At 65.1% G+C, this 19425-nt stretch carries 21 protein-coding genes and 1 pseudogene; 8 read left to right on the forward strand and 14 right to left on the reverse strand.

The window, feature by feature from the left end; genetic code table 11:
• The 4 genes and pseudogenes from Q8M13_RS16950 to Q8M13_RS16965 form a co-directional block, all read right to left on the reverse strand.
• Positions 1–406 (reverse strand): annotated as a pseudogene (locus Q8M13_RS16950) (phosphoglycerate dehydrogenase); the annotation flags it as partial.
• An 83-nt stretch (positions 407–489) separates the two neighbouring features.
• Positions 490–1659 (reverse strand): phosphoserine transaminase, encoded by a 1170-nt coding sequence (locus tag Q8M13_RS16955; protein WP_305301271.1) that lies wholly within the window; start codon positions 1657–1659, stop codon positions 490–492.
• Positions 1660–1795: 136 nt separating this feature from the next.
• Complete coding sequence (locus Q8M13_RS16960) at positions 1796–2188, reverse strand: hypothetical protein (protein ID WP_305301272.1); 393 nt, start codon at positions 2186–2188, stop codon at positions 1796–1798.
• Between the two features lie 107 nt (positions 2189–2295).
• On the reverse strand, positions 2296–2634 hold the full coding sequence (locus tag Q8M13_RS16965) for a hypothetical protein (RefSeq protein WP_305301274.1): 339 nt from the start codon (positions 2632–2634) through the stop codon (positions 2296–2298).
• Positions 2635–2852: 218 nt separating this feature from the next.
• Here Q8M13_RS16965 and Q8M13_RS16970 point away from each other — a divergent pair, with 218 nt between their 5' ends.
• Both Q8M13_RS16970 and Q8M13_RS16975 read left to right on the forward strand, forming a co-directional pair.
• Entirely contained in the window at positions 2853–4763 is a 1911-nt protein-coding gene (locus Q8M13_RS16970; RefSeq protein ID WP_305301275.1) for an ATP-binding protein, read from the forward strand.
• A gap of 189 nt (positions 4764–4952) precedes the next feature.
• Positions 4953–5381, forward strand: a complete 429-nt coding sequence (locus Q8M13_RS16975; RefSeq protein ID WP_305301276.1) for a hypothetical protein — start codon at positions 4953–4955, stop codon at positions 5379–5381.
• A 138-nt stretch (positions 5382–5519) separates the two neighbouring features.
• Here the strand turns inward: Q8M13_RS16975 and Q8M13_RS16980 are convergent, their stop codons facing one another.
• Together Q8M13_RS16980 and thiD are read right to left on the reverse strand one after the other, a co-directional pair.
• A complete protein-coding gene (locus tag Q8M13_RS16980; protein ID WP_370870095.1) occupies positions 5520–6038 on the reverse strand; it encodes a nucleotidyltransferase family protein in 519 nt (172 codons plus the stop codon).
• 53 nt (positions 6039–6091) lie between these two features.
• On the reverse strand, positions 6092–6898 hold the full coding sequence (gene thiD, locus Q8M13_RS16985) for a bifunctional hydroxymethylpyrimidine kinase/phosphomethylpyrimidine kinase (RefSeq protein WP_305301279.1): 807 nt from the start codon (positions 6896–6898) through the stop codon (positions 6092–6094).
• A 124-nt stretch (positions 6899–7022) separates the two neighbouring features.
• Between thiD and Q8M13_RS16990 the strand changes: the two genes are divergently transcribed.
• On the forward strand, positions 7023–7763 hold the full coding sequence (locus Q8M13_RS16990) for an SDR family oxidoreductase (RefSeq protein ID WP_305301280.1): 741 nt from the start codon (positions 7023–7025) through the stop codon (positions 7761–7763).
• A 3-nt stretch (positions 7764–7766) separates the two neighbouring features.
• On the opposite strand, the gene Q8M13_RS16995 is transcribed toward Q8M13_RS16990, so the two are convergent.
• The 4 genes from Q8M13_RS16995 to rpsU all read right to left on the reverse strand — a co-directional run bounded on the left by Q8M13_RS16995 (position 7767) and on the right by rpsU (position 12072).
• Positions 7767–8855, reverse strand: coding sequence for an alpha/beta fold hydrolase (locus Q8M13_RS16995; protein ID WP_305301281.1), 1089 nt, complete (start codon positions 8853–8855; stop codon positions 7767–7769).
• A 38-nt stretch (positions 8856–8893) separates the two neighbouring features.
• Positions 8894–9679 (reverse strand): dihydropteroate synthase, encoded by a 786-nt coding sequence (folP, locus tag Q8M13_RS17000; protein ID WP_305301467.1) that lies wholly within the window; start codon positions 9677–9679, stop codon positions 8894–8896.
• Positions 9680–9779: 100 nt separating this feature from the next.
• Complete coding sequence (ftsH, locus tag Q8M13_RS17005) at positions 9780–11657, reverse strand: ATP-dependent zinc metalloprotease FtsH (protein WP_305301283.1); 1878 nt, start codon at positions 11655–11657, stop codon at positions 9780–9782.
• A 181-nt stretch (positions 11658–11838) separates the two neighbouring features.
• Positions 11839–12072, reverse strand: a complete 234-nt coding sequence (rpsU, locus tag Q8M13_RS17010; protein WP_111275467.1) for a 30S ribosomal protein S21 — start codon at positions 12070–12072, stop codon at positions 11839–11841.
• Here rpsU and Q8M13_RS17015 point away from each other — a divergent pair.
• The 3 genes from Q8M13_RS17015 (at position 11965) to Q8M13_RS17025 (ending at position 13827) form a co-directional block, all read left to right on the forward strand.
• A complete protein-coding gene (locus tag Q8M13_RS17015; RefSeq protein WP_305301472.1) occupies positions 11965–12246 on the forward strand; it encodes a hypothetical protein in 282 nt (93 codons plus the stop codon). The two genes, rpsU and Q8M13_RS17015, sit on opposite strands and share 108 nt — an antisense overlap.
• Before the next feature lie 3 nt (positions 12247–12249).
• On the forward strand, positions 12250–12882 hold the full coding sequence (locus tag Q8M13_RS17020; protein ID WP_305301284.1) for a COQ9 family protein: 633 nt from the start codon (positions 12250–12252) through the stop codon (positions 12880–12882).
• 84 nt (positions 12883–12966) lie between these two features.
• On the forward strand, positions 12967–13827 hold the full coding sequence (locus Q8M13_RS17025; protein WP_305301285.1) for a crotonase/enoyl-CoA hydratase family protein: 861 nt from the start codon (positions 12967–12969) through the stop codon (positions 13825–13827).
• Between the two features lie 34 nt (positions 13828–13861).
• On the opposite strand, the gene Q8M13_RS17030 is transcribed toward Q8M13_RS17025, so the two are convergent.
• From Q8M13_RS17030 to Q8M13_RS17045, 4 genes are all read right to left on the reverse strand, one after another.
• The gene (locus Q8M13_RS17030) at positions 13862–15073 is read right to left on the reverse strand and encodes a pentapeptide repeat-containing protein (protein WP_305301286.1); all 1212 of its coding nucleotides are present in this window, start codon (positions 15071–15073) and stop codon (positions 13862–13864) included.
• A gap of 107 nt (positions 15074–15180) precedes the next feature.
• The gene (locus Q8M13_RS17035; protein ID WP_305301287.1) at positions 15181–16134 is read right to left on the reverse strand and encodes a magnesium transporter CorA family protein; all 954 of its coding nucleotides are present in this window, start codon (positions 16132–16134) and stop codon (positions 15181–15183) included.
• A gap of 69 nt (positions 16135–16203) precedes the next feature.
• Positions 16204–16887: a CHAP domain-containing protein gene (locus Q8M13_RS17040; protein ID WP_305301288.1), complete on the reverse strand. Its 684-nt coding sequence runs from the start codon at positions 16885–16887 to the stop codon at positions 16204–16206.
• A gap of 498 nt (positions 16888–17385) precedes the next feature.
• Positions 17386–17802 (reverse strand): VOC family protein, encoded by a 417-nt coding sequence (locus Q8M13_RS17045; protein ID WP_305301289.1) that lies wholly within the window; start codon positions 17800–17802, stop codon positions 17386–17388.
• A 71-nt stretch (positions 17803–17873) separates the two neighbouring features.
• Here Q8M13_RS17045 and Q8M13_RS17050 point away from each other — a divergent pair, with 71 nt between their 5' ends.
• Positions 17874–18494, forward strand: coding sequence for a TetR/AcrR family transcriptional regulator (locus tag Q8M13_RS17050; protein WP_305301290.1), 621 nt, complete (start codon positions 17874–17876; stop codon positions 18492–18494).
• Between the two features lie 72 nt (positions 18495–18566).
• Positions 18567–19376 (forward strand): TerC family protein, encoded by an 810-nt coding sequence (locus Q8M13_RS17055; RefSeq protein ID WP_305301291.1) that lies wholly within the window; start codon positions 18567–18569, stop codon positions 19374–19376.
• The last annotated feature ends 49 nt before the right edge of the window (positions 19377–19425 follow it).

Consider the following 19425-nt stretch of genomic DNA (forward strand, 5'->3'; position numbering starts at 1 on the left):
CCCCCATGAACCCGCTCTTGGGCCACTTGCCGGCCTGGGTCTGGGCGTTGGCATCCGGGATCTGCCGGGCGAGCGCGAACATCAGCGCGATGGCGTGTTCGGCGGTGGTGATCGAGTTGCCGAACGGGGTGTTCATCACCACGATCCCCTTGGAGGTCGCGGCGGGGATGTCGACATTGTCCACCCCGATGCCGGCGCGGCCGATGACCTTCAGATACGGGGCGGCGGCGATGACGTCCTTGTCGGCCTTGGTGGCCGAGCGGACGGCCAGGCCGTCATAGTCGTTGATGATCTTGAGCAGCTCTTCCTTGGAAAGGCCGGTCTTCACATCGGCGTCGACGCCGCGCTGCTTGAAGATGTCGATGGCGGCGGGGCTGAGCTTGTCGGCGATCAGTACGCGGGGCATGGGCGGGTGTCCTTACGGATAAAGGGATAGGCGTCCTCGGCAACGCGGTTCTTGGGCGTGGAGGCGCGAGGACGCGAAGGTGTTTAGGCGGCTTGGAGCGCTTCGAGGGTCGAGGCGAAGGCCCAGTCGAGCCAAGGCGTCAGGGCCTCGAGGTCGGAGGTTTCTACCGTGGCGCCGCACCAGATCCGCAGACCGGCCGGAGCGTCGCGATAGCCGCCGATGTCCAGGGCCGCGCCTTCCTTTTCGAGGGCGCCGGCCAGCTTCTTGGCGAAGTCGGCCTGGGCGTCATCGGACAGCGCGGTGACGCGAGCGTCGACCACCTTCAGGCAGACCGAGGTGTTGGAGCGCGAGGCCGGATCAGCGGCCAGGAAGTCTACCCAATCGGTCTTTTCCACCCAGGCGGCCAGGGCCGCGAGATTGGAGTCGGCGCGGCGCTGCATCTCGACCAGGCCGCCGATCGAGGCGCCCCACTTCAGCGCGTCGATGGCGTCTTCCACGCAGAGCATGGACGGCGTGTTGATGGTCGCGCCTTCGAAGATGTCCTTGGCGATCTTGCCGGCCTTGGTCATCCGGAAGAGCTTCGGCATCGGCCAGGCCGGCGTGTAGCTCTCAAGCCGGGCGACGGCGCGGGGCGACAGGATCAGCACGCCGTGCGCGCCCTCGCCGCCCAGGGCCTTCTGCCAGGAGAAGGTCACAACATCGAGCTTCGACCAGTCCAGGTCCTGGGCGAAGGCGGCGCTGGTCGCGTCGCAGATGGTGATGCCTTCGCGGTCGGCGGAGATGAAGTCGGCGTTCGGGACGCGGACGCCCGAGGTGGTGCCGTTCCAGGTGAAGACCAAATCGGCGTCGGCGCGCACCTTGCTGAGGTCCGGCAGTTCGCCGTACGGCGCATCCAGGACTTCGGCGGGAAGCTTCAGTTGCTTAACGACGTCCGTCACCCAATCCTTGCCGAAGCTCTCGAAGGCGAGAAGCTGCACGGGTTTGGGGCCGAGCATCGACCACAGGGCCATTTCGACGGCGCCGGTGTCGGAACCGGGCACGATGCCGATCAGGAAATCGTCGGGAACCTCCAGCACCTGGCGGGTGCGGTCGATCGCCTCTTGCAGGCGAGCCTTGCCCGGCTTCGAACGGTGCGAGCGGCCGAGGACCGCGTTCTGGAGATTTTGGGGGTTCCATCCGGGGCGCTTTGCGCACGGGCCGGAAGAAAACTCAGGGCGCGCCGGACGCATTGCCGGCTTGGCGAGGGTCGTCATGTCGATGTCTCCCATCCTTACAGATGAGCAGCACCCCGTTGGGGGGGTGTGGCCCGCAGCGGAGAAACTCCGGTTTCGACCCGAGCGCAAGTGAAAGTTTTCGACGACAGGCAGCGCTTGGCCTGCGCCGCAATTGCTAGGCGGCCGACCTGCGGCTCACGACTCGACGCCGCCATCCAACGATCGTACCGACCGCCAAGCAGACGCTAATGCCGAGGAAATTCAGATTGTTGATGCGCATGTGCAGAAGGTCCACCGACCGCGACATGACCATGTAGAAAGCATGCAAACTGAACTGCGCCGCATAAAGCAGCATCGCTCCCCCGAGCCAAAAACTTGCATAGCGAACGGCGATGACCAGCAGGCCAAGGGCCGTCAGGCCATCGAGCGTCAGACGGAACAGCGTCTCGACCGAGGGCGGGAGAAAGCTTCCGACGAAAACGGAGAGCAAAAGGTTCGCGCCAACCATGGCGCCGCCCAACCGCTCGGCTGGGCCGCCCTTCAGGAGGGCGAACAGCGCGATCCCCAAGGTGAGGGAGATCAAGCCTATTACGATCGGTGATGTCGGCATGATGCTGCGCCCCTAACCCTTATTAGGAGCGCAGCACCAGTTAAACTATTGCAACCAAACCGGCGTTAGCCGACTTCGCGCATCGTCGTCGCTTCAGCCTTACGCATTTGGCCGGGCGGCTTATCCATGTAGCCAAGCTTGGTGCGGATGCCGAGGCGGAGCTGAGCTTCGGCCAGTTCGCCGTGGACGCCGACCATGGCGGTGCGGGCTTCGCCCAGCGCCTTGAGGGCTTCCATCATCTTCACCTGCACGTCGTCGGCGAACACCAGCGACGCATTCACGTCGGTGCGAGCCTTCAGCATGTCGGCGAGCAGTTCGGTGGCTTCAACCATGGCTTGGTCAACAGCCGCTTCCGTCGAAAACAACTTGGTCGCGACACGTTGCGCGACAAACACCTTTTCCATGGGAACCCCTTCCAAAGGAAATTAACCTAATGTCAATCAAGGTAAACCAGAGGTTAAATTCTACCTAGAAGATTCATGTTCCATTAACTAAGTTTTTATCGCCTGAGGGTTGAACCTGTGTCGTCAAGGCAACACTTTCCCCTTTTGGGCGAGCCGGACGGAAGCGAACCGTTAGTAGAATTGGCTTAAGCAGGGGGCTCGACGGGAATTCGGGCCCTATGACAGACCAGCCTCCCAAGACCGGCGCCGTGCATCACGTGTCCTTCCAGGCGCGGGTCGCGGGCGTCGCGCTGATCACGACCGTAGTGGTGCTGGTGGCGGCTTGCCTGACCTTCATGCTCCAGCAATGGGCGGTCGCGCGCGAGCAGAACCACCAAGCGCACGTCGCGCTCTCAAGCATTACGGCGGGAGCTTCGGCATCGGCCTTGGCCGCCAAGGATCTCGGCGCTGCAAGGGCCTCCATTGCTACGCTTTCGAACGACTCAAGCGTCACCGAGGCCCGGCTGAACGACGCCAGCGGCCGAGCCGTGAGCGTCTACGCTCGCCCCGAGCCCGCCAACGCCGAGGCGCTGGATACGATCAAGACGCCGGTGATGTCGGGCGGCGATCAGGTCGGCGAACTGTCGATGACCTTTGAAACCCCGACGCTGACGGCGCTGTTGCCTCAGTTCGTGGCGCTCACCGGAGCCTTGTTCTTCGGCGGCGTCGGCGTCGCCCTATTCCTGGCCCGCGGACTCGCCTCCAGGGTGATTGCGCCTGTCCTGAAGCTGTCCGAGGCGATGAATGACGTCGCGGCCAGCGGCAGTTTTGCGCCCGTGGAGGTTGAAGCGGACGACCCGCTGTTCCGCAGCCTGACCGCCAGCTTTAACCACCTTTTGGCGAACTTGGACGAGCGCGAGCAGGCCCTGCAGCGCAGCCTGCGTGAGTTGGTCGAGGCTCGCGACGCCGCCAACGCCGCCAATGTGCTGAAGTCCCAGTTCCTGGCCAATATGAGCCATGAGATCCGCACCCCGCTCAACGGTGTGCTGGCCATGGCCGAGGTCATGTCGATGAGCGACCTCGCGCCTGTGCAACGCGAGCGCCTGGACGTGATCCGCCAATCGGGCGGTCTGCTGCTGGCGGTGCTGAACGACGTGCTGGACCTGTCGAAGATCGAGGCCGGCAAGCTCACCTTGCTGGTCGATGATTTCGATCTGGAGACCGCCATCGCCCCGACCGCCGACGGCTTCTCGGTGATCGCCCAGGGCAAGGGTCTAGATTTCAAGATCGATGTGGCGCCTGAGGCCCGCGGCGCCTGGCGCGGCGACGCCGACCGCATCCGTCAGATTGTCGGCAACCTGCTTTCCAACGCCGTGAAGTTCACGCTGCACGGTGAAGTCTCCGCCCACTTCGACGTCGCGCCCGATAGCGGCGCGCTGCGGCTGACGGTCCGTGACTCCGGCGTCGGTATCGCGGTCGAGAAGCAGGCGGGCCTGTTCGAGAAATTCACCCAGGCAGACAACTCCGCGACCCGCCGCTTCGGCGGCACGGGGCTGGGCCTGGCGATCTGCCGCGAGCTGACCCAGATGATGGGCGGCCTGATCAGCGTCGAAAGCCATGAAGGCAAGGGTTCGCTGTTCATCGTCGAATTGCCGCTCGAACGCGGCGAACTGGCTCCGAACCTCGCGGCCCAGCCTCAGGCGCAACCTGCCGAAGACGCCGACGAAAGCGCGCTGCACCTGCTGGCCGCCGAGGACAACCCCACGAACCAACAGGTCCTGGCCGCGGTCATGGGCTCGCTGGGCATCGAGATCGACATCGTTTCCGACGGCAAGGCCGCCTTCGAGGCTTGGCGCGACGGCTGCTATGACCTGATCCTTATGGATATCCAGATGCCGGTGATGGACGGCATCGACTCCGCCCGCGCCATCCGCGCCGCCGAGCGCGAGCAGGGCCGGTTCCGCACGCCCATCGTGGCGCTGACCGCCAACGCCCTTTCGCACCAGGTCGAGGAGTATCTGGCGGCCGGCATGGACGGGCACGTCGCCAAGCCTATCGAGATCGCCAAGCTCTACGAAGCGATCAGCCGAGCCCTGACGGAAGCGGCGACGACAGGCGCGGCCACATCGGAAGCCATTGTCGCCGCCTGATCGGCCCACGATCCAAAGCCTGACCGACGCCCCGCCCCCAGCGGGGCGTTTTGCGTTCAGACGCCCGTCCCCGCCGATGAACCGAAAACAACGAGCGGCTCAGATAGGCGTCAGGGGCGGCGTGGTCATGTCTCTCCATACCCGGAACAGATTGCTTCGGGCCACGGACGGAAGACCAAGGAGAACACCATGAAGAAGACCCTGACCATTGTCGCCGCGACCGCCGCCTCCGTCCTGGCCCTCTCCGCAGGAGCGGCCTCGGCCCAGGGCTGGAACTCGAACAACCAGCGCCCGGCGGCAGAAGCCCGCTACGACCGTGGCGGCGAGTGGCGCGACAGCCGCGGCGGCTGGATGAATATCAACCAGCGCCAGGCCCAACTGGATCGTCGCATCGACCAAGGCATCCGCAACGGCTCTATCACCCGCAACGAGGCCATCCGCTTGCGCAGCGAATTCCGCGGCATCGCCCGACTGGAAAATCGCTATCGGACCAACGGTCTATCGAACTGGGAACGCGCGGACCTCGACCGTCGTTTCGATGGCCTGTCCGCGCGGATTCGCTGGGAGCGGAACGACGGTGATCGCTACGGCGCCGGCTACGGCTACGGCCGCCGCTAGCCACTAGATCCCGGCCAGGGTTGGAGAGCGCCCTGGCAGGAGAGCGGGAAGGGGGCGGTCCTTGCGATCGCCCCCTTTTCGATGTGAGCATCGCGGCATGCACATCAGAAGGATGGAGATCCGGAACCTCAGCTACGCTTAGCCCGCCACCACGCTCAATTCGGGCCAGCGCCGGACGGCGCTTTCGGCCGTGCGGATGAAGCCGGTCGTCTGCCGTGTCGGGTTGGGCCGCAGCCGCAGGGCGAACAGATCCTCAAGACCGAAAGGCGCGAGGATCGTCAGGGCGTCGCCCGCCTCCAGCCGCACCCCCACAGAGAACGCCGTCGTCGTGAACCGCGACAGCGCCTCCTCGCTGGAGGTCAGCGGCGCATAGGGCTCGCGGAACTTGTCCTCGAACCACAGGTGGACACGCGCCTGGTTGCGAACCTCCACCATCTCATTGAAGGGTTGTGCGAAGGCCGCCGCCACCCGCCGGATCACCACATCCTCCGCCTCGTAGGAGGTGTCGGATGGATCGAAATAGCCGAGGTCGTAGTCCTTGATGCCGTAGTCGGGGTCGCGGCCGGTCAGGTGATTCAGCACCGGCTGATAGATCGCCCCCGAGAAGATCAGCCAATCGGGCAGGTCCAGATCGCGTGCGACGGCCATCACATGCATGAGGCTGGGCGTGGCGCGGACGATCTCCTCCAACCGCGTCTTCAGATCTCCACTCACCGTTTCCCCCTCAGCAGCCATCCGTGATCCAGCGGGCCATGCCCAGCGCCGAAGCCGGGCGCCTGGCGCATGGCTTCGTGAACATAGGCCCAGGCCCGTGCGACCGCTTCGGCCAGCGGCAGTCCCTGAGCGAGCCCTGCGGCGCAGGCCGAGGCCAGGGTGCAGCCGGTGCCATGAGTGTGGCGGGTATGGATGCGCTCGCCCTCGAAGGTGGTCTCGCCGTCCGGCGTCATCAGCACGTCGACGACGCTCTCGCCCTCGACATGGCCGCCTTTCATCAACACAGCCGCCGCGCCCAGTTTCAGCAATGCCTCGCCTGCCCTGCGCAAGTCATCGGTGATTTGCACCGGCAATCCGGTGAGCACCTGCGCCTCGGGTGCATTGGGCGTGAACAAGCCGGCGCGCGGGATCATCAGCGCGCGCACCGCATCCACGGCGCTCGCGGCCAGCAGGTTGGAGCCGCCCTTGGCGACCATTACCGGATCGATGACGGCGGGAACCGAGGGAGCGCTGTCGAGGATGCGCGCCACTGTCTCGACCATGGCGATATCACCGAGCATGCCGGTCTTGATCGCGTCCGCGCGGATATCATCGAGCACGGCGCGGGCCTGCGCCTCGACGATATCCAGCGGGATCGGATGGATGCCGGTCACGCCCAGGGTGTTCTGCACCGTGACCGCGGTGATCGCGGTGGCGGCGTAACCGCCGAGCATGGTCACGGCTTTGATATCGGCCTGAATGCCTGCCCCGCCCCCGGAATCGGAGCCGGCGATGATCAGGACGCGGCCTTTCGCTTCATTCATGGCTTCGAGTTAGCGCGCCGTCGTCGCAATTGCATCGGGATTTGCGAAGGCGTCCACCGATGGTGAACCGCAAAGGCCGCGCGGACCAGCTTCCGCTCACGGTCGACGCTGTTAGGCTGCGGACATGACCGACAAGATCGCACTCGTCACTGGGGCCGGTTCCGGCATCGGACGCGCCGCCGCCCTCGCCCTGCTCGACGCCGAATGGCGTGTGGTCCTGGCCGGACGCCGGCGCGAGGAACTGGAGATCACCGCCGCCCATGCGCCGGGCCGCACCCTGGTCGCGCCGACAGACATCACCGACGAAGCGCAGGTCGATGCGCTGTTCGCGGCCACGGCGCAGGCGTTCGGCCGGCTGGACCTGCTGTTCAACAACGCCGGAGCCTCGGCCGGCGGGCGGCTCGAAGACCTGTCGCTGGAGGCCTGGAGGCGCGTGGTCGACGTCAATCTGACCGGCGCCTTCCTCTGCACCCGGGCGGCGTTCCGCATGATGAAGGCCCAAGACCCCCGCGGCGGCCGGATCATCAACAACGGCTCGATCTCCGCCCACGCGCCCCGGCCCTATTCGGTGGCCTATAGCGCGACCAAACACGCCATCACCGGCCTGACACGCGCCAGCTCGCTCGACGGCCGCCCCTATGACATCGCTTGCGGCCAGATCGATATCGGCAACGCCGCGACCGAGATGACCAGCGCCATGGCCAAGGGCGTGCCCCAGGCTGACGGCTCCTTCGCGCCCGAACCGTTGATGGACGTGAAGGCGGTCGCCGACGCCGTGGTGATGATGGCTGGCCTGCCGCTGGACGCCAACGTCCAGTCCATGACGATCATGGCCACCAAGATGCCGTTCGTCGGCCGCGGCTGAGCGCTAGGGGCGCTCTGAGCGGGCGATCAGCTCCACCAGATCCTGCTTCCAGAATTTGGCCCAGGTGTGCGTGCCGTGGCCCCGCGTCTCCGGCGTCGCCTTGATCAGCACGAAGCGGCCGTTCTTCAGGCGCTTGGCCGCTGGCTCGGCGATACCCAGCTCCGGCGGGTTGATCAGGTCGTCGGTGGAATTCACCCAGGTGACCGGGATGGTGATCTTCTCCAGCCCGTTGGATGGGTCGTAATTCCGCGAAGCGTCGAGCTGATAGATCAGGTCGTTGGCGTCGCGGTTCGGCAGATCGGCCTCCAGCCGGGTTTTGTAATAGGCCTCGGCCGCCTCGCGCGTCGGGGCGATGGCCTGCCAGGCCTGGGGCGCGGCGCCCATGACCAGCAGCAGGTTGACCGCGCCGCGTAGGCCAAGCGCCGGCTGGGCCGTGTAGTCGCCGCCCTTCCAGGCGGGATCGGCCTTGATCGATTCCATCGCCGCCTTACGCCAGAACCGGTTCACCCCGGCGATCTCCACCGGCAGGCAGGCGGTCGGCATCATCGCCTGCACGAAGTCGGGATGCTTCTCCGCCCACACAAAGCCGTGCATGCAGCCCATCGACGTGCCCATCAGCAGACGCAGGCGATCGACCTTGAGCCCGTCGACCAGCAAGCGCCGCTGCGCCTCGACCATGTCGTCGTAGTCGTAGTGGGGGAACTTGGCGCGCAGGCCGTTGCTGGGCTTGGACGACCGGCCATGTCCGATGCCGTCGGGCAGGATGACATAGTAGCGGGTGATATCTAGCGGCTGGCCAGGGCCATAGAGTTCGTCGGCGAACTGCGGCGAGAGAAACTGCGCGCCTGAGCCGCCAGTGCCGTGCAGCACCATGACCGCATTGGTCACCCGCCCCTGGGCGTCGCGGACCGGCTTGCCCAGGGTGCGATAGTGAACCCGCAGCGAAGGCAGGGTCTCGCCCGACTTGAAGGTGAAGTTGGGGACAGTGAAATCGCCTTCGCTCACCGCCTGCTCAAAGGGGGAGGCCGCCAAGGCCGCCGCCGGCGCCAACAGACAAAGGGCGCCCAGCGTCGCCGCGATCCAGGTCTTCATGTTTTCTCCGGTCGATTGCGACGCTTGATTTGGCCAGACTATCGCGCGTCCTCGATCGCCCGCCAGACCTTCAGCGCCTGGACGGTCTCGGCGACGTCGTGGACACGAAGCGCGGCGACGCCGGCCTGGGCGCCGGCCAAGGCCGCCGTGAGCGAGCCCGGCAAACGATGGGCGGGCGATACGCCCGGATCGATCGCGGCGATGAAGCTTTTGCGGCTGACGCCCAGGAGCACCGGAAAGCCCAGCCCGACCAGTTCATGGAGATTGGCGAGCAGCGTCAGGTTGTGCTCCAGGCTCTTGCCGAAGCCGATGCCGGGATCGAGCCAGATCTTTTCGCGCGCAACCCCGGCCGCGACTGCGGCCTGGGCGCGCTGGGCCAGAAACCCGCTCACCTCAGCCACCACGTCGTCATAGCGGGGAGAGGCCTGCATTGTTTGAGGCGCGCCCTGCATATGCATCAGCATCACCTCACAGCCCAGCTCGGCCGCGACCGCGGGCGCATCAGGCGAATGGGTGAGCGCAGTGACGTCGTTCCAGATATTCGCTCCAGCCGCCATCGCCGCCCTGGCTACATCAGGCTTCATGGTGTCGATCGAGATCGGGATGGCGCTCTGCGCCCGGACCGCCGCGATCAATGGGATGGCGCGCGCGATCTCATCCTGCGTCGATACCGGGTTGGCGCCCGGCCGGGTCGACTCCGCCCCGATGTCGAGGATGTCGGCGCCTTCGTCGATCAGCGCGCGAGCGTGGGCCAGGGCTGAGCCCGGCGCAAGGAACTTGCCACCGTCGGAGAAGCTGTCCGGCGTGACATTGACCACGCCCATGACCTTCACGCGGTTCGACATGGCGATCCTTGAAGCTGACAGCAAAACGCCCTCCTGGCGCGGGGCCGGGAGGGCGTCAAGCTTGTGAGGCGTTGCGGCCTCAGGCCGGTTCGGGACGCGGCGAGATCGGCACCGCCACCGAAGGCCCAGAAGCGCGCTTGGACTCGGCGTCGTCGCGGACGGGCGGAACGCCCTTCAGCGCATTGATGATCTCGTCTCCGCTCAGGGTCTCGTACTCGAGCAGGGCCTTGGCCAGGGTATGCAGGTCCTCGAGCTTTTCGGTCAGGATGCGGCGAGCTTCATCGAAGCCCTCCTGGACCAGGCGCTTGACCTCCTGGTCTATCAACTTGGCCGTCTCTTCGGAGATGTTCTGGGTGCGCGAGACGGAGTGGCCCAGGAAGACCTCGTCCTGGTTCTCGCCATAGGACACCACGCCGAGCTTGTCGGAGAAGCCCCACTTGGTGACCATCGCCTTGGCCAGACGCGTGGCTTGATCAATGTCGGACGAGGCGCCCGAGGTGATCTTGTCCTTGCCGAAGATCAGCTCTTCGGCCATCCGGCCGCCCATGAGGATGGCCAGGCGCGAGGTCATCTGCTCGTAGGACATGGAAAGCTGGTCGCGTTCCGGCAGCTGCATAACCATGCCCAGGGCGCGGCCGCGCGGGATGATCGTGGCCTTGTGGACAGGATCGGTCGCCGGGACGTTCAAGGCGATCAGGGCGTGGCCGCCCTCGTGGTAGGCGGTCAGGCGCTTTTCGTCCTCGGTCATGGCCATGGACTTGCGCTCGGCGCCCATCATGACGCGGTCCTTGGCGTCTTCGAAGTCGCGCTGGGTGACCATCCGGCGGTTCTTGCGCGCGGCCATCAAGGCAGCTTCGTTGACCAGGTTCGCGAGGTCGGCGCCGGAGAAGCCGGGGGTGCCGCGTGCGACGGTCTTCACGTCGACGTCGGCGGCCAGCGGCACGTTCTTCATGTGGACGCGCAGGATGCGTTCGCGACCGCCGATATCTGGATTGGACACCACGACCTGACGGTCGAAACGGCCCGGACGCAGCAGGGCCGGGTCGAGCACGTCGGGACGGTTGGTCGAGGCGATCACGATGATCGCTTCCGACGGATCGAAGCCGTCCATCTCGACCCGCAGCTGGTTGAGGGTCTGTTCGCGTTCGTCGTTACCACCGCCAAGGCCGGCGCCACGATGGCGACCGACGGCGTCGATTTCGTCGATGAAGATGATGCAGGGGCTGTTCTTCTTGGCCTGCTCGAACATGTCGCGGACGCGGCTGGCGCCGACGCCGACGAACATTTCAACGAAGTCGGAACCGGAAATGTAGAAGAACGGCACACCGGCCTCGCCGGCGACAGCGCGGCCGAGCAGGGTCTTACCGGTACCGGGAGGGCCGACCATCAGGGCGCCCTTGGGGATCTTGCCGCCCAGGCGCTGGAACTTGGTCGGGTCCTTCAGGAAGTCGACGATCTCCGTCAGTTCTTCCTTGGCCTCGTCCACACCGGCGACGTCGTCGAAGGTCACGCGGTTCTTGTTCTCGGTCATCATCTTGGCCTTGGACTTGCCAAAGCCCATGGCCCCGCGGGCGCCGCCCTGCATCTGACGCATGAAGAAGATCCAGACGCCGATCAGCAGCAGGATCGGGAGGCTGTTCAGGAACAGGCCCAGCAGACCGCCGCCGGCGGACTTCACGTTAATGTCCGCGCCTTGCGATTCCAGGCGCTTGATCAGGTCTTCCTGATTGCCGGGCGTCATGGCCGTGAACGACTTGCCCGAGTTATCCTTGATCTCGATGGCGGTGCCGCGAAGTGTCGCAGTCTTGACCTCGCCGGCGTTCACCCGCTGCAGCAGTTGCGAATAGGAGATCTGGCCGGACGCGCCAGCCGCCTGACTGCCGCCGGTCATCATGCTGTACAGCCCGATGAGCACCACAACGATGACGCCCCAAATGGCGAGATTACGCAGGTTCATGACGCGCCTTCGTGAAAAGTGTCTCTCAAAGCCCACTGTAGGTGGGTCCGCACCCTAGAACTAGCAAGGCTCGTGCCGCGCGACGGAACATCGCGGTTCGGTGAACCTGCTAGGCCAAACATGCGAAAGGCCGCGCGGTTGCCCGCGCGGCCTTCGAAACTATAGCCTAAGGCCTTAATATTTACCGGCTCGGCTTCTTCGGCGCGGCGATCAGGCCTTCGCGCTGGGCGCGCTTGCGGGCCAGCTTGCGCGCGCGGCGCACGGCTTCAGCCTTTTGACGAGCGCGCTTTTCGCTCGGCTTTTCGTAATGGACGTGCCGCTTCATTTCGCGGAACGAACCTTCACGCTGCATCTTCTTCTTCAGCGCCTTGAGGGCCTGATCGACGTTGTTGTCGCGAACGAAAATCTGAACCAGAGGTCTCTCTCCTATTACCCGTTCCCGCTCGGCCATCCTGATGTCAGGCGGCGGCGAACGGACAAAAGCCTTGAACCCGCCGGCGCCAAGGCCTTCGGGTTAGAGCGCGGCGGGATAGCAGAACACTTCAGTGATGTCCACGGCGGACAGGCGCAAAAACGCTCGCTAAAATAAGGCATGGCGAACCAAACCGACTGGGCTGAGGCCACTGAGCAACAGGTGCTGGATGCAGCACTGACCATCACCGCCACCCAAGGGTGGACCTGGCCCTCCGTCCGCGCGGCGGGAAAGGCCGCCGCGCTGAGCGCGGCCGAGACCGAACTTCTGCTGCCTCATGGGCCGGCCGACCTGGCCGCCCTGCTGTCGAGACGGCACGACGCCCGGGCGCTGGCGGCCCTGCCTGATCCGGCGACCTTGAAGATCCGCGAACGCATTCGCGCGGCGGTGGCCGCACGCATCGACGCCGCGGCGGAGGACGAGGCGGCGGTCCGCCGCTGGTCGGGTTACCTTTCGCTCCCCCTCAACTTCACCCTGGGCCTGAAACTGCTCTGGGAAAGCGCCGACGCCCTATGGCGCTGGGCCGGCGACACCGCCACCGACGAGAACCACTATTCCAAGCGGGCCATACTCTCGGGGATCTTGGCCACCGCCCTGGCGATCCGGCTCTCCTCCGGCCGCGAGGCGGCGATGACCTTCGTCGATGCGCGGATCGAAAACGTGATGTCGTTCGAAAAGTGGAAGGCTGGCCTCAAGCCCGCCGACCTGATGCGCGACGTCGCCGCCGCGCTGGGCAAAATGCGGTACGGATAGCGAAGCTTCGTCGACGCTTGGGTTGGCTTTCCCAGCGTCACACGACGATGATGTTTCCCATCAAGCTCTGGGAGACGCTTTCTAATGACCGACGCTTTTTCGACCGAGTGGACCTGCTTCGACGTCAGCCTCGACAGCGGTGTCGCGCACATCCAGCTCAAGCGCCCCGAGGCGATGAACTCGATGATCCGGGAGTTCTGGAACGAACTGCCGCTCATCGTTCGAGACATCGATCACAACGCGCGCGCCCGGGCCATCGTGATCTCTTCGACCGGCAAGCACTTCTCGGCCGGCATGGATCTGGCGGTGTTCGGCGGCGGCGGATCGACCTCGCAGAACCAGGTCCAGGACCGACACATCAACGCCGAGCAGCAGCGCCACCATATCCTTTGGCTGCAGGACTGCTTTGGCTGCCTGGACGACGCCCGGATTCCGGTGATCGTCGCCATCCAGGGCGGATGCATCGGCGGCGCGGTGGACATGACCAGCGCCTGCGACATCCGCTACGCCAGCGCCGACGCCTTCTTCTGCATCCAGGAGATCAATATCGGCATGACCGCCGATGTCGGCACCTTCCCCAGGCTGTGCAAGCTGATCCCCGAGGGATGGGTGCGCGAGATGGCCTATACCGGCCGCCGAATGCCGGCCCAGAAGGCCAAGGAGATCGGCTGGGTCAACGAAGTGCTGGCGACCCACGAAGAGTGCGTGGCCCACGCCCTGGCCACCGCCAAGGAAATCGCCACCAAGGCGCCGCTGGCGGTCACCGGTTCGAAGGTGATGATCAACTACGCCCGCGACCACACCATCAAGGACGGCCTGGACTACATCGCGGTCTGGCAGACTGGCATGTTCTCGGGCGCGCACATGGGCGAGGCCTTCAAGGCCAAGTCAGAAAAGCGCGAAGCCGTCTGGCAGGACCTGCAGCCGCTGCGCAACGAGATGTAGACGGCGATGGGATCGTTCCCTTCGGGGGACGATCCTAGCCTTCCCGCTCCGCGCCGGTCAGGTCGCAATCTTCGATCTTGGCCTCCGAAAGGTCGGCGTCGATCAGGCGCACGCGCAGAGCCCGAGCATGGCGCAGGTCGGCATGACGCAGGTTGGCGCGGGATAGGTCGGTTCGAACGAACCGATCCCCGCCGATCTCCAGCGGCCCCAGCAAGGCGCCGCGCAGGTCGGCCCGCGTCAGCTGGGCGTCGATCAGCCGGGCGCCGCGCAGATCGGCCATCCGCATGTTTACTCCGCGCAGGTCGCAGCGGGAAAGATCGGCGCCCTGGAGCTCGACGCCTTCGAGATCCAGGCCGAAGAAAATTGAGTCCGGGGCGACCAGGCCGCTGAGTTTGCGCCGCCTTAGAGTCCGCACCGGCCGAAAATCGACCGCCGACACCCGCGCGGCCGCGCCGGCCTTGCCGTCGCTTTCGCAGAACTGGTGGTGTGCGGCGATCACTTGGGGCAGCGGCCGGTCCTGGACATAGACCACCGCCGGCGGCGCCAGCAGCACATCGGAGAGATCGGCCCCCTCCACGGTGGCGAAACTGAAGTCCACACGGATCAGGATGGCGCGCCGAAGCGAGGCGCCGGAGAGGTCGGCCCCGGCCACGTCGGCTCCAGTCAGATTCGCACCGTCCAGCTTGGCCTTGATCAGCCGGGCGCCGGCCAAGTGCGCGCCAGACAGATCAGCGTCGGTGAAATCGGTAGCCAAGGCCGAAGCGCCGGTCATCTGCGCCCCGCTGAGATTGGCCCCGGCCAAGACCGCGAAATTCAGTTCCCCCGCGCCACCGGCGTGATCGAGATAGCGAAAGCCCTCGTCGCGATCTTGAAGGGCGATCCGGCCCTCGCGCAGGTCGCAGTTGGAAAGATTGGCGCCGGTCAGATTGGCCCCGCGCAGGGAGGCTCCGCGCAGGTCGGCGTGGGAGAGATCGGCCCGTCGCATGTCGGTGTCGCGCAGGTCCGCGCCGAACAGGATCGCACGCTCGAGCTTGATGCCCGCCAACCCCGCACCCCCCAACTTGACGCCTGTCAGATCGGCGTCGCGAAGGTCGTGACCCTCGAGCCGGAACCCGGAGAGATCGGCATAGGCCAGGTTTGCACGTTGGCCGCCGGTACGGCTGGCCAAATAGCGCCGATGCGCCTCCAGCGTCCGCCGCAGGGTCTGGGGATCAAGACTGCGGTGGAGATTGGCGACAGCGGACATGCGCACCGGGGAAGATTTCGGGAAGCCCCCAGAATCGCCCGACGCGCTTAAGGAACGGTTGCGCAATTATGGCCATTGGGCGCCATTTTTCCCGAACGGTTAAGGCTTCAGAGGAAGCCCTTCTTCTTGAACCAAAGGAACGGCGCGACACCGCTGATCACCATCAGCAGCAGGGCCCAGGGGTAGCCCATCACCCAATGCAGTTCGGGCATGATGTCGAAATTCATGCCGTAGATCGAGGCGACCAGGGTCGGCGGCAGGAACACCACAGCCACCACCGAGAAGAACTTGATGATGCTGTTCTGCTCAATGTTGATCAGGCCCAGGGCCGCGTCCAGCAGGAACGAGATATGGCCCGACGTGAAGCTCGCATGCTCGGTCAGGGCCTGAATGTCGTGCTGGATGGCGATCAGATGGCTGCGGCGGCTCTCATCCTTCTGGAACTCGGTGGCCAAGGCCGCGAAGCTGGAAAGACGGCTAAGCGACACCAGGCTCTTGCGGGCCAAAGACGTGATCGACTGAGCCCGGGCCAGGTCGCTGAGCAGGGGCCCGAAGGTGTTGCCCGGCGGACGGTTGAAGATCGCGACAGAGGTCTCGTGAACCTGGCTCGACTGCCGCTCCAGCACCTCGGCGGAGCGCTCGACGATGGCGTCCAACAGTTCGAGCGCGGCCTCACCGCCATCGGCGACCGGCGCATGGGCGCAGCGTTCGGCGAAGATCGTGAACGCCTTGAGCGGCTCGTAGCGGATGGTGATCAGCACGTCGTTGACCAGGACCAATGTCACCGGGCTGGCGACCGGATGCGGCTCCTCGGCGCGCGCGAGCAGGGTCGCGGTCAGGAAGGTGGCGCCGGCCTCCTGGTAGAGGCGCGAAGAGGGCTCCAAGTGCCTGGCTTCCTCGCGCGTCGGCAGATCGATGCCATAGGCGGCCTCGACCGCGGCTTCCTCATCCGGGGTGGGATCGACCAGATCGATCCAGATGATGTCGTCGCTCGCGCGCCAATTGGCGTCGACGGTGAGCGGGACGAAGCCCCGGGCGGCCCGGCGAAGCAGGTTCAGCATCAGTCTCTCCGCGAGCGGCGAGCCCTCATGTGCGTCGCGAACGGCCGAGCGTCAACGCCGGCCGCTTGATCAGTTCGAGCTGGAAGACGACTGGGATTGGGTCGCGGCCTGGATGAGGGCGGCGATCCGATCGGTGGAGTCGGCGGCCTGCCCCAGCATGTGGAGCGGACCGGCGCCCGGACGCACGACCGAGGCGACCTGGCTGGCCGCGCCCTGGGCGACCGCAAGGGCGGCGTTCTGGGCGGTGTTGAAGCCGGAACTGGCCATGCGGACCGCGTTGGCGTCCTGATAGATGAAGCCGTGGGTCGGATAGGTGGACGAGCCGAGATCGCGAACCGGATCGTACCAGACCTTGACCTGGGACCAGTCGCCGCCCGGCGATACGTCGATGACGGTGACGTCTTTTTCGATCTGGCCACGGGTCCCGCCGATGCGCGACCAGTTGGCGTGGGTGATCTGAATGACGCGGTCGGTCAGCACCTGGCTGACCACAGCCACGTGGCCGAGACGCATCTTGCCCGAGGGCTTGAACACCAGGACCGCGCCGGCCTTGGGGGAGACACCGGTGTCGTACTTGCCGACGGCTTGGCGCCACCAGGTCCAGGCGTCGCCATAGATCTGAACGCCGGAAATCAGGCGGGCGAACGGAACGCATTGCCAATAGGTGTCGGCGACAGCGCCCGACAACGGAGCAAAAGCCATAACCGCCGCGGCGGCCAGGGATCCCAATAGGGCCCTCGGTCGTTTCAGCATGTTAAAGGAACTCCCCACGCAACGCGCTAAGGACTAACCATCCCCCAGACGGATGAAAAGACTCTTTACGCCCGTGCGTCCGAAGGTCGCCGCGACTGTCCCCAGGCTATCCACAGCTTGATGTGAGCTCGCGCCCGGACCTCTACTTGCGAAAAATCGCGGTAACCTCACGGAAAATCGCTGGTTGTGGAAACTAACCACGATGCATACGCATCGCCCGGGTTATTAAGCTGAAAAAATTCAGCATGAAGACTCATTGATACTTATTCGCTCCACCGCCCCGGAGCGATGTCGGGCCGTCTTATCTTGGGTCGACAGACCAGTGGCGTGTTACGGAATGTTTCAAATCCTGACTAAGCCATGAGGACCCAAGAAGAAGAGTCTCAAGCTGGCACGGTCACGATTAAGGCATCAGGTGCGTGATCAGCCGCCAGAACAGGCGCCGCGGGGCGCTAAGCGCCCGTTTCGCCGACCGATTCGTTTTTGCGCCGCCCCTCCCTACCCCTCGGCTGCGCCCATATACCGATCCCAAAATCCCGCCGCCGGATCGACCTGCTCGACAATATCGACCCAAAGCCCCGAAGGATCGAAGAAGCCGAACCTCAATTGGCCGAACGCCTCGCGGGTCAGCGGGTAGTCCGCCTTGAGCCCGGCCGCCGCGCAGGCGTCGAAAGCGGCGGCGGCGTCCTCGACCTGCAATTCGAAGCACATGCCCTTGCCGGAAAACGGCTCGGGTCCGGGCGGCGCGGAAGGGTGATCTGGGCTCATGAAGGCGAGGCTCGCGCCATCGGCTTGCAGCAAAACAAACCAATCGGCCTCGAAGACCACCTCGAAGCCGAGGCGCGCGACCCAGAAGGCGCGGCATGCCGTCAGCTTTGGCGTCACGATGATCGGGTAGCGGTCGGTGAACCTCATGGCGTTTTCCCTTGATCGGATCCTTTTCGCCATTAGGATACAAACTGTCTGTATGTCAAATGGAGCGCATGATGGGCGTGAAGGCGGAACGGGCCCTGGCCACGCGGACGGCGCTGCTGGCGGCGGCCCGCAATCTCTTCGCGACCGATGGGTTCGCAGCGACCAGCACCGAGGCCATATTGGCGGCCACGGGCGTGACGCGCGGGGCGCTCTATCACCACTTCGCAGACAAGCAGGCGCTGTTCGCCGCCGTTTGCGAAAGCCTGCACGCAGAGGCTGAACAGGTCATCGAAGCCAACGCCGACGCGGCGCCGAACGCCTTCGAAGGGTTGGTCGCCGGCTGCCTGTCATTCCTGGGCTTCATGATCCGGCCCGAGGTCCGCCGCATATTGATCCTCGACGCGCCCAGCGTCCTGGGCTGGGCGGCCTGGAACGAGATGGACACCCGCCACGGTTTCGGACTGCTCATTGCGGGCGTGGAAGCCACCGTCGCCGAGGGAGAACTAGAAGGCGATCCGCTGGCGCTCGCCGTCATGATCAACGGGGCGCTCAACTACGGCGTGGTCTGGGCCGGTCAGTCGGACGAGCCGGAGGCGCTGGACCGGCTTAAATCGAGCTTCGTCCATATGATCAAAACGCTGCGTTTCAAGCCCCCCAAAAGCAACAAAAAGGCCAACGAACATAGGGTCTAAGCGCGATCGGCCACTATCGGCCGGCGAGAGATACGCTAGAAAAGTCGTCCCAACAAAAATGAGAGGACCCCGATGGAAGCCCTTATGACCCTTGCAGCGGATCCGGCCGTATGGGCCGCGCTGATCACGCTGATCGTCATGGAAGTGGTCCTCGGGATCGACAACCTCGTCTTCATCTCGATCCTTTCGAACAAGCTGCCGGAGCACCAACGCCAGAAAGCTCGCCGCATCGGCATCAGCCTGGCGCTGATCATGCGCCTCGTCCTGCTCTCGACCCTGGCCTTCATCGTCGGCCTGACCGCGCCGGTCTTCGAGCTGCCCTGGCACGGGGCTTTGAACGAGCATGGCGAACCGGCCTGGGAACTGGCCTTCTCCTGGCGTGACCTGATCCTGATCGCCGGCGGCCTCTTCCTGATCTGGAAGGCGACCACCGAGATTCACCACAGCGTCGATCCCCAGGACTCCGAAAGCAGCCTCGACAAGCAATCGCCGATCGCCATGAACTTCGGCGCGGCGATCATCCAGATCCTGCTGCTCGACCTGGTGTTCTCGATCGACTCGATCCTGACCGCCGTTGGGATGACCGACCACCTGCCGGTCATGATCATCGCCGTGGTCTTCGCGGTCGGCGTCATGATGGTCGCGGCCGACCCGCTGGCCAACTTCATCAACGACAACCCGACCGTCGTGATGCTGGCCCTGGGCTTCCTGCTGATGATCGGCGCCACCCTGATCGCCGATGGCTTCGGCGTTCACGTGCCGAAGGGCTACATCTACGCTGCCATGGCCTTCTCTGGCCTGGTCGAGGGGTTGAACATGGCCAGTCGCGCCGCCGCCAAGAAACGCGACCTCGCCAAGCAAACCTCTGATAAGCTGCACTAAGGATCTGATCCCGGGGGCGGGTGAACATTTTTCCGCCCGTCCCCGTCAG

Source organism: Phenylobacterium sp., assembly GCF_030681155.1.
In the GTDB taxonomy this organism is placed as follows: domain Bacteria; phylum Pseudomonadota; class Alphaproteobacteria; order Caulobacterales; family Caulobacteraceae; genus Phenylobacterium.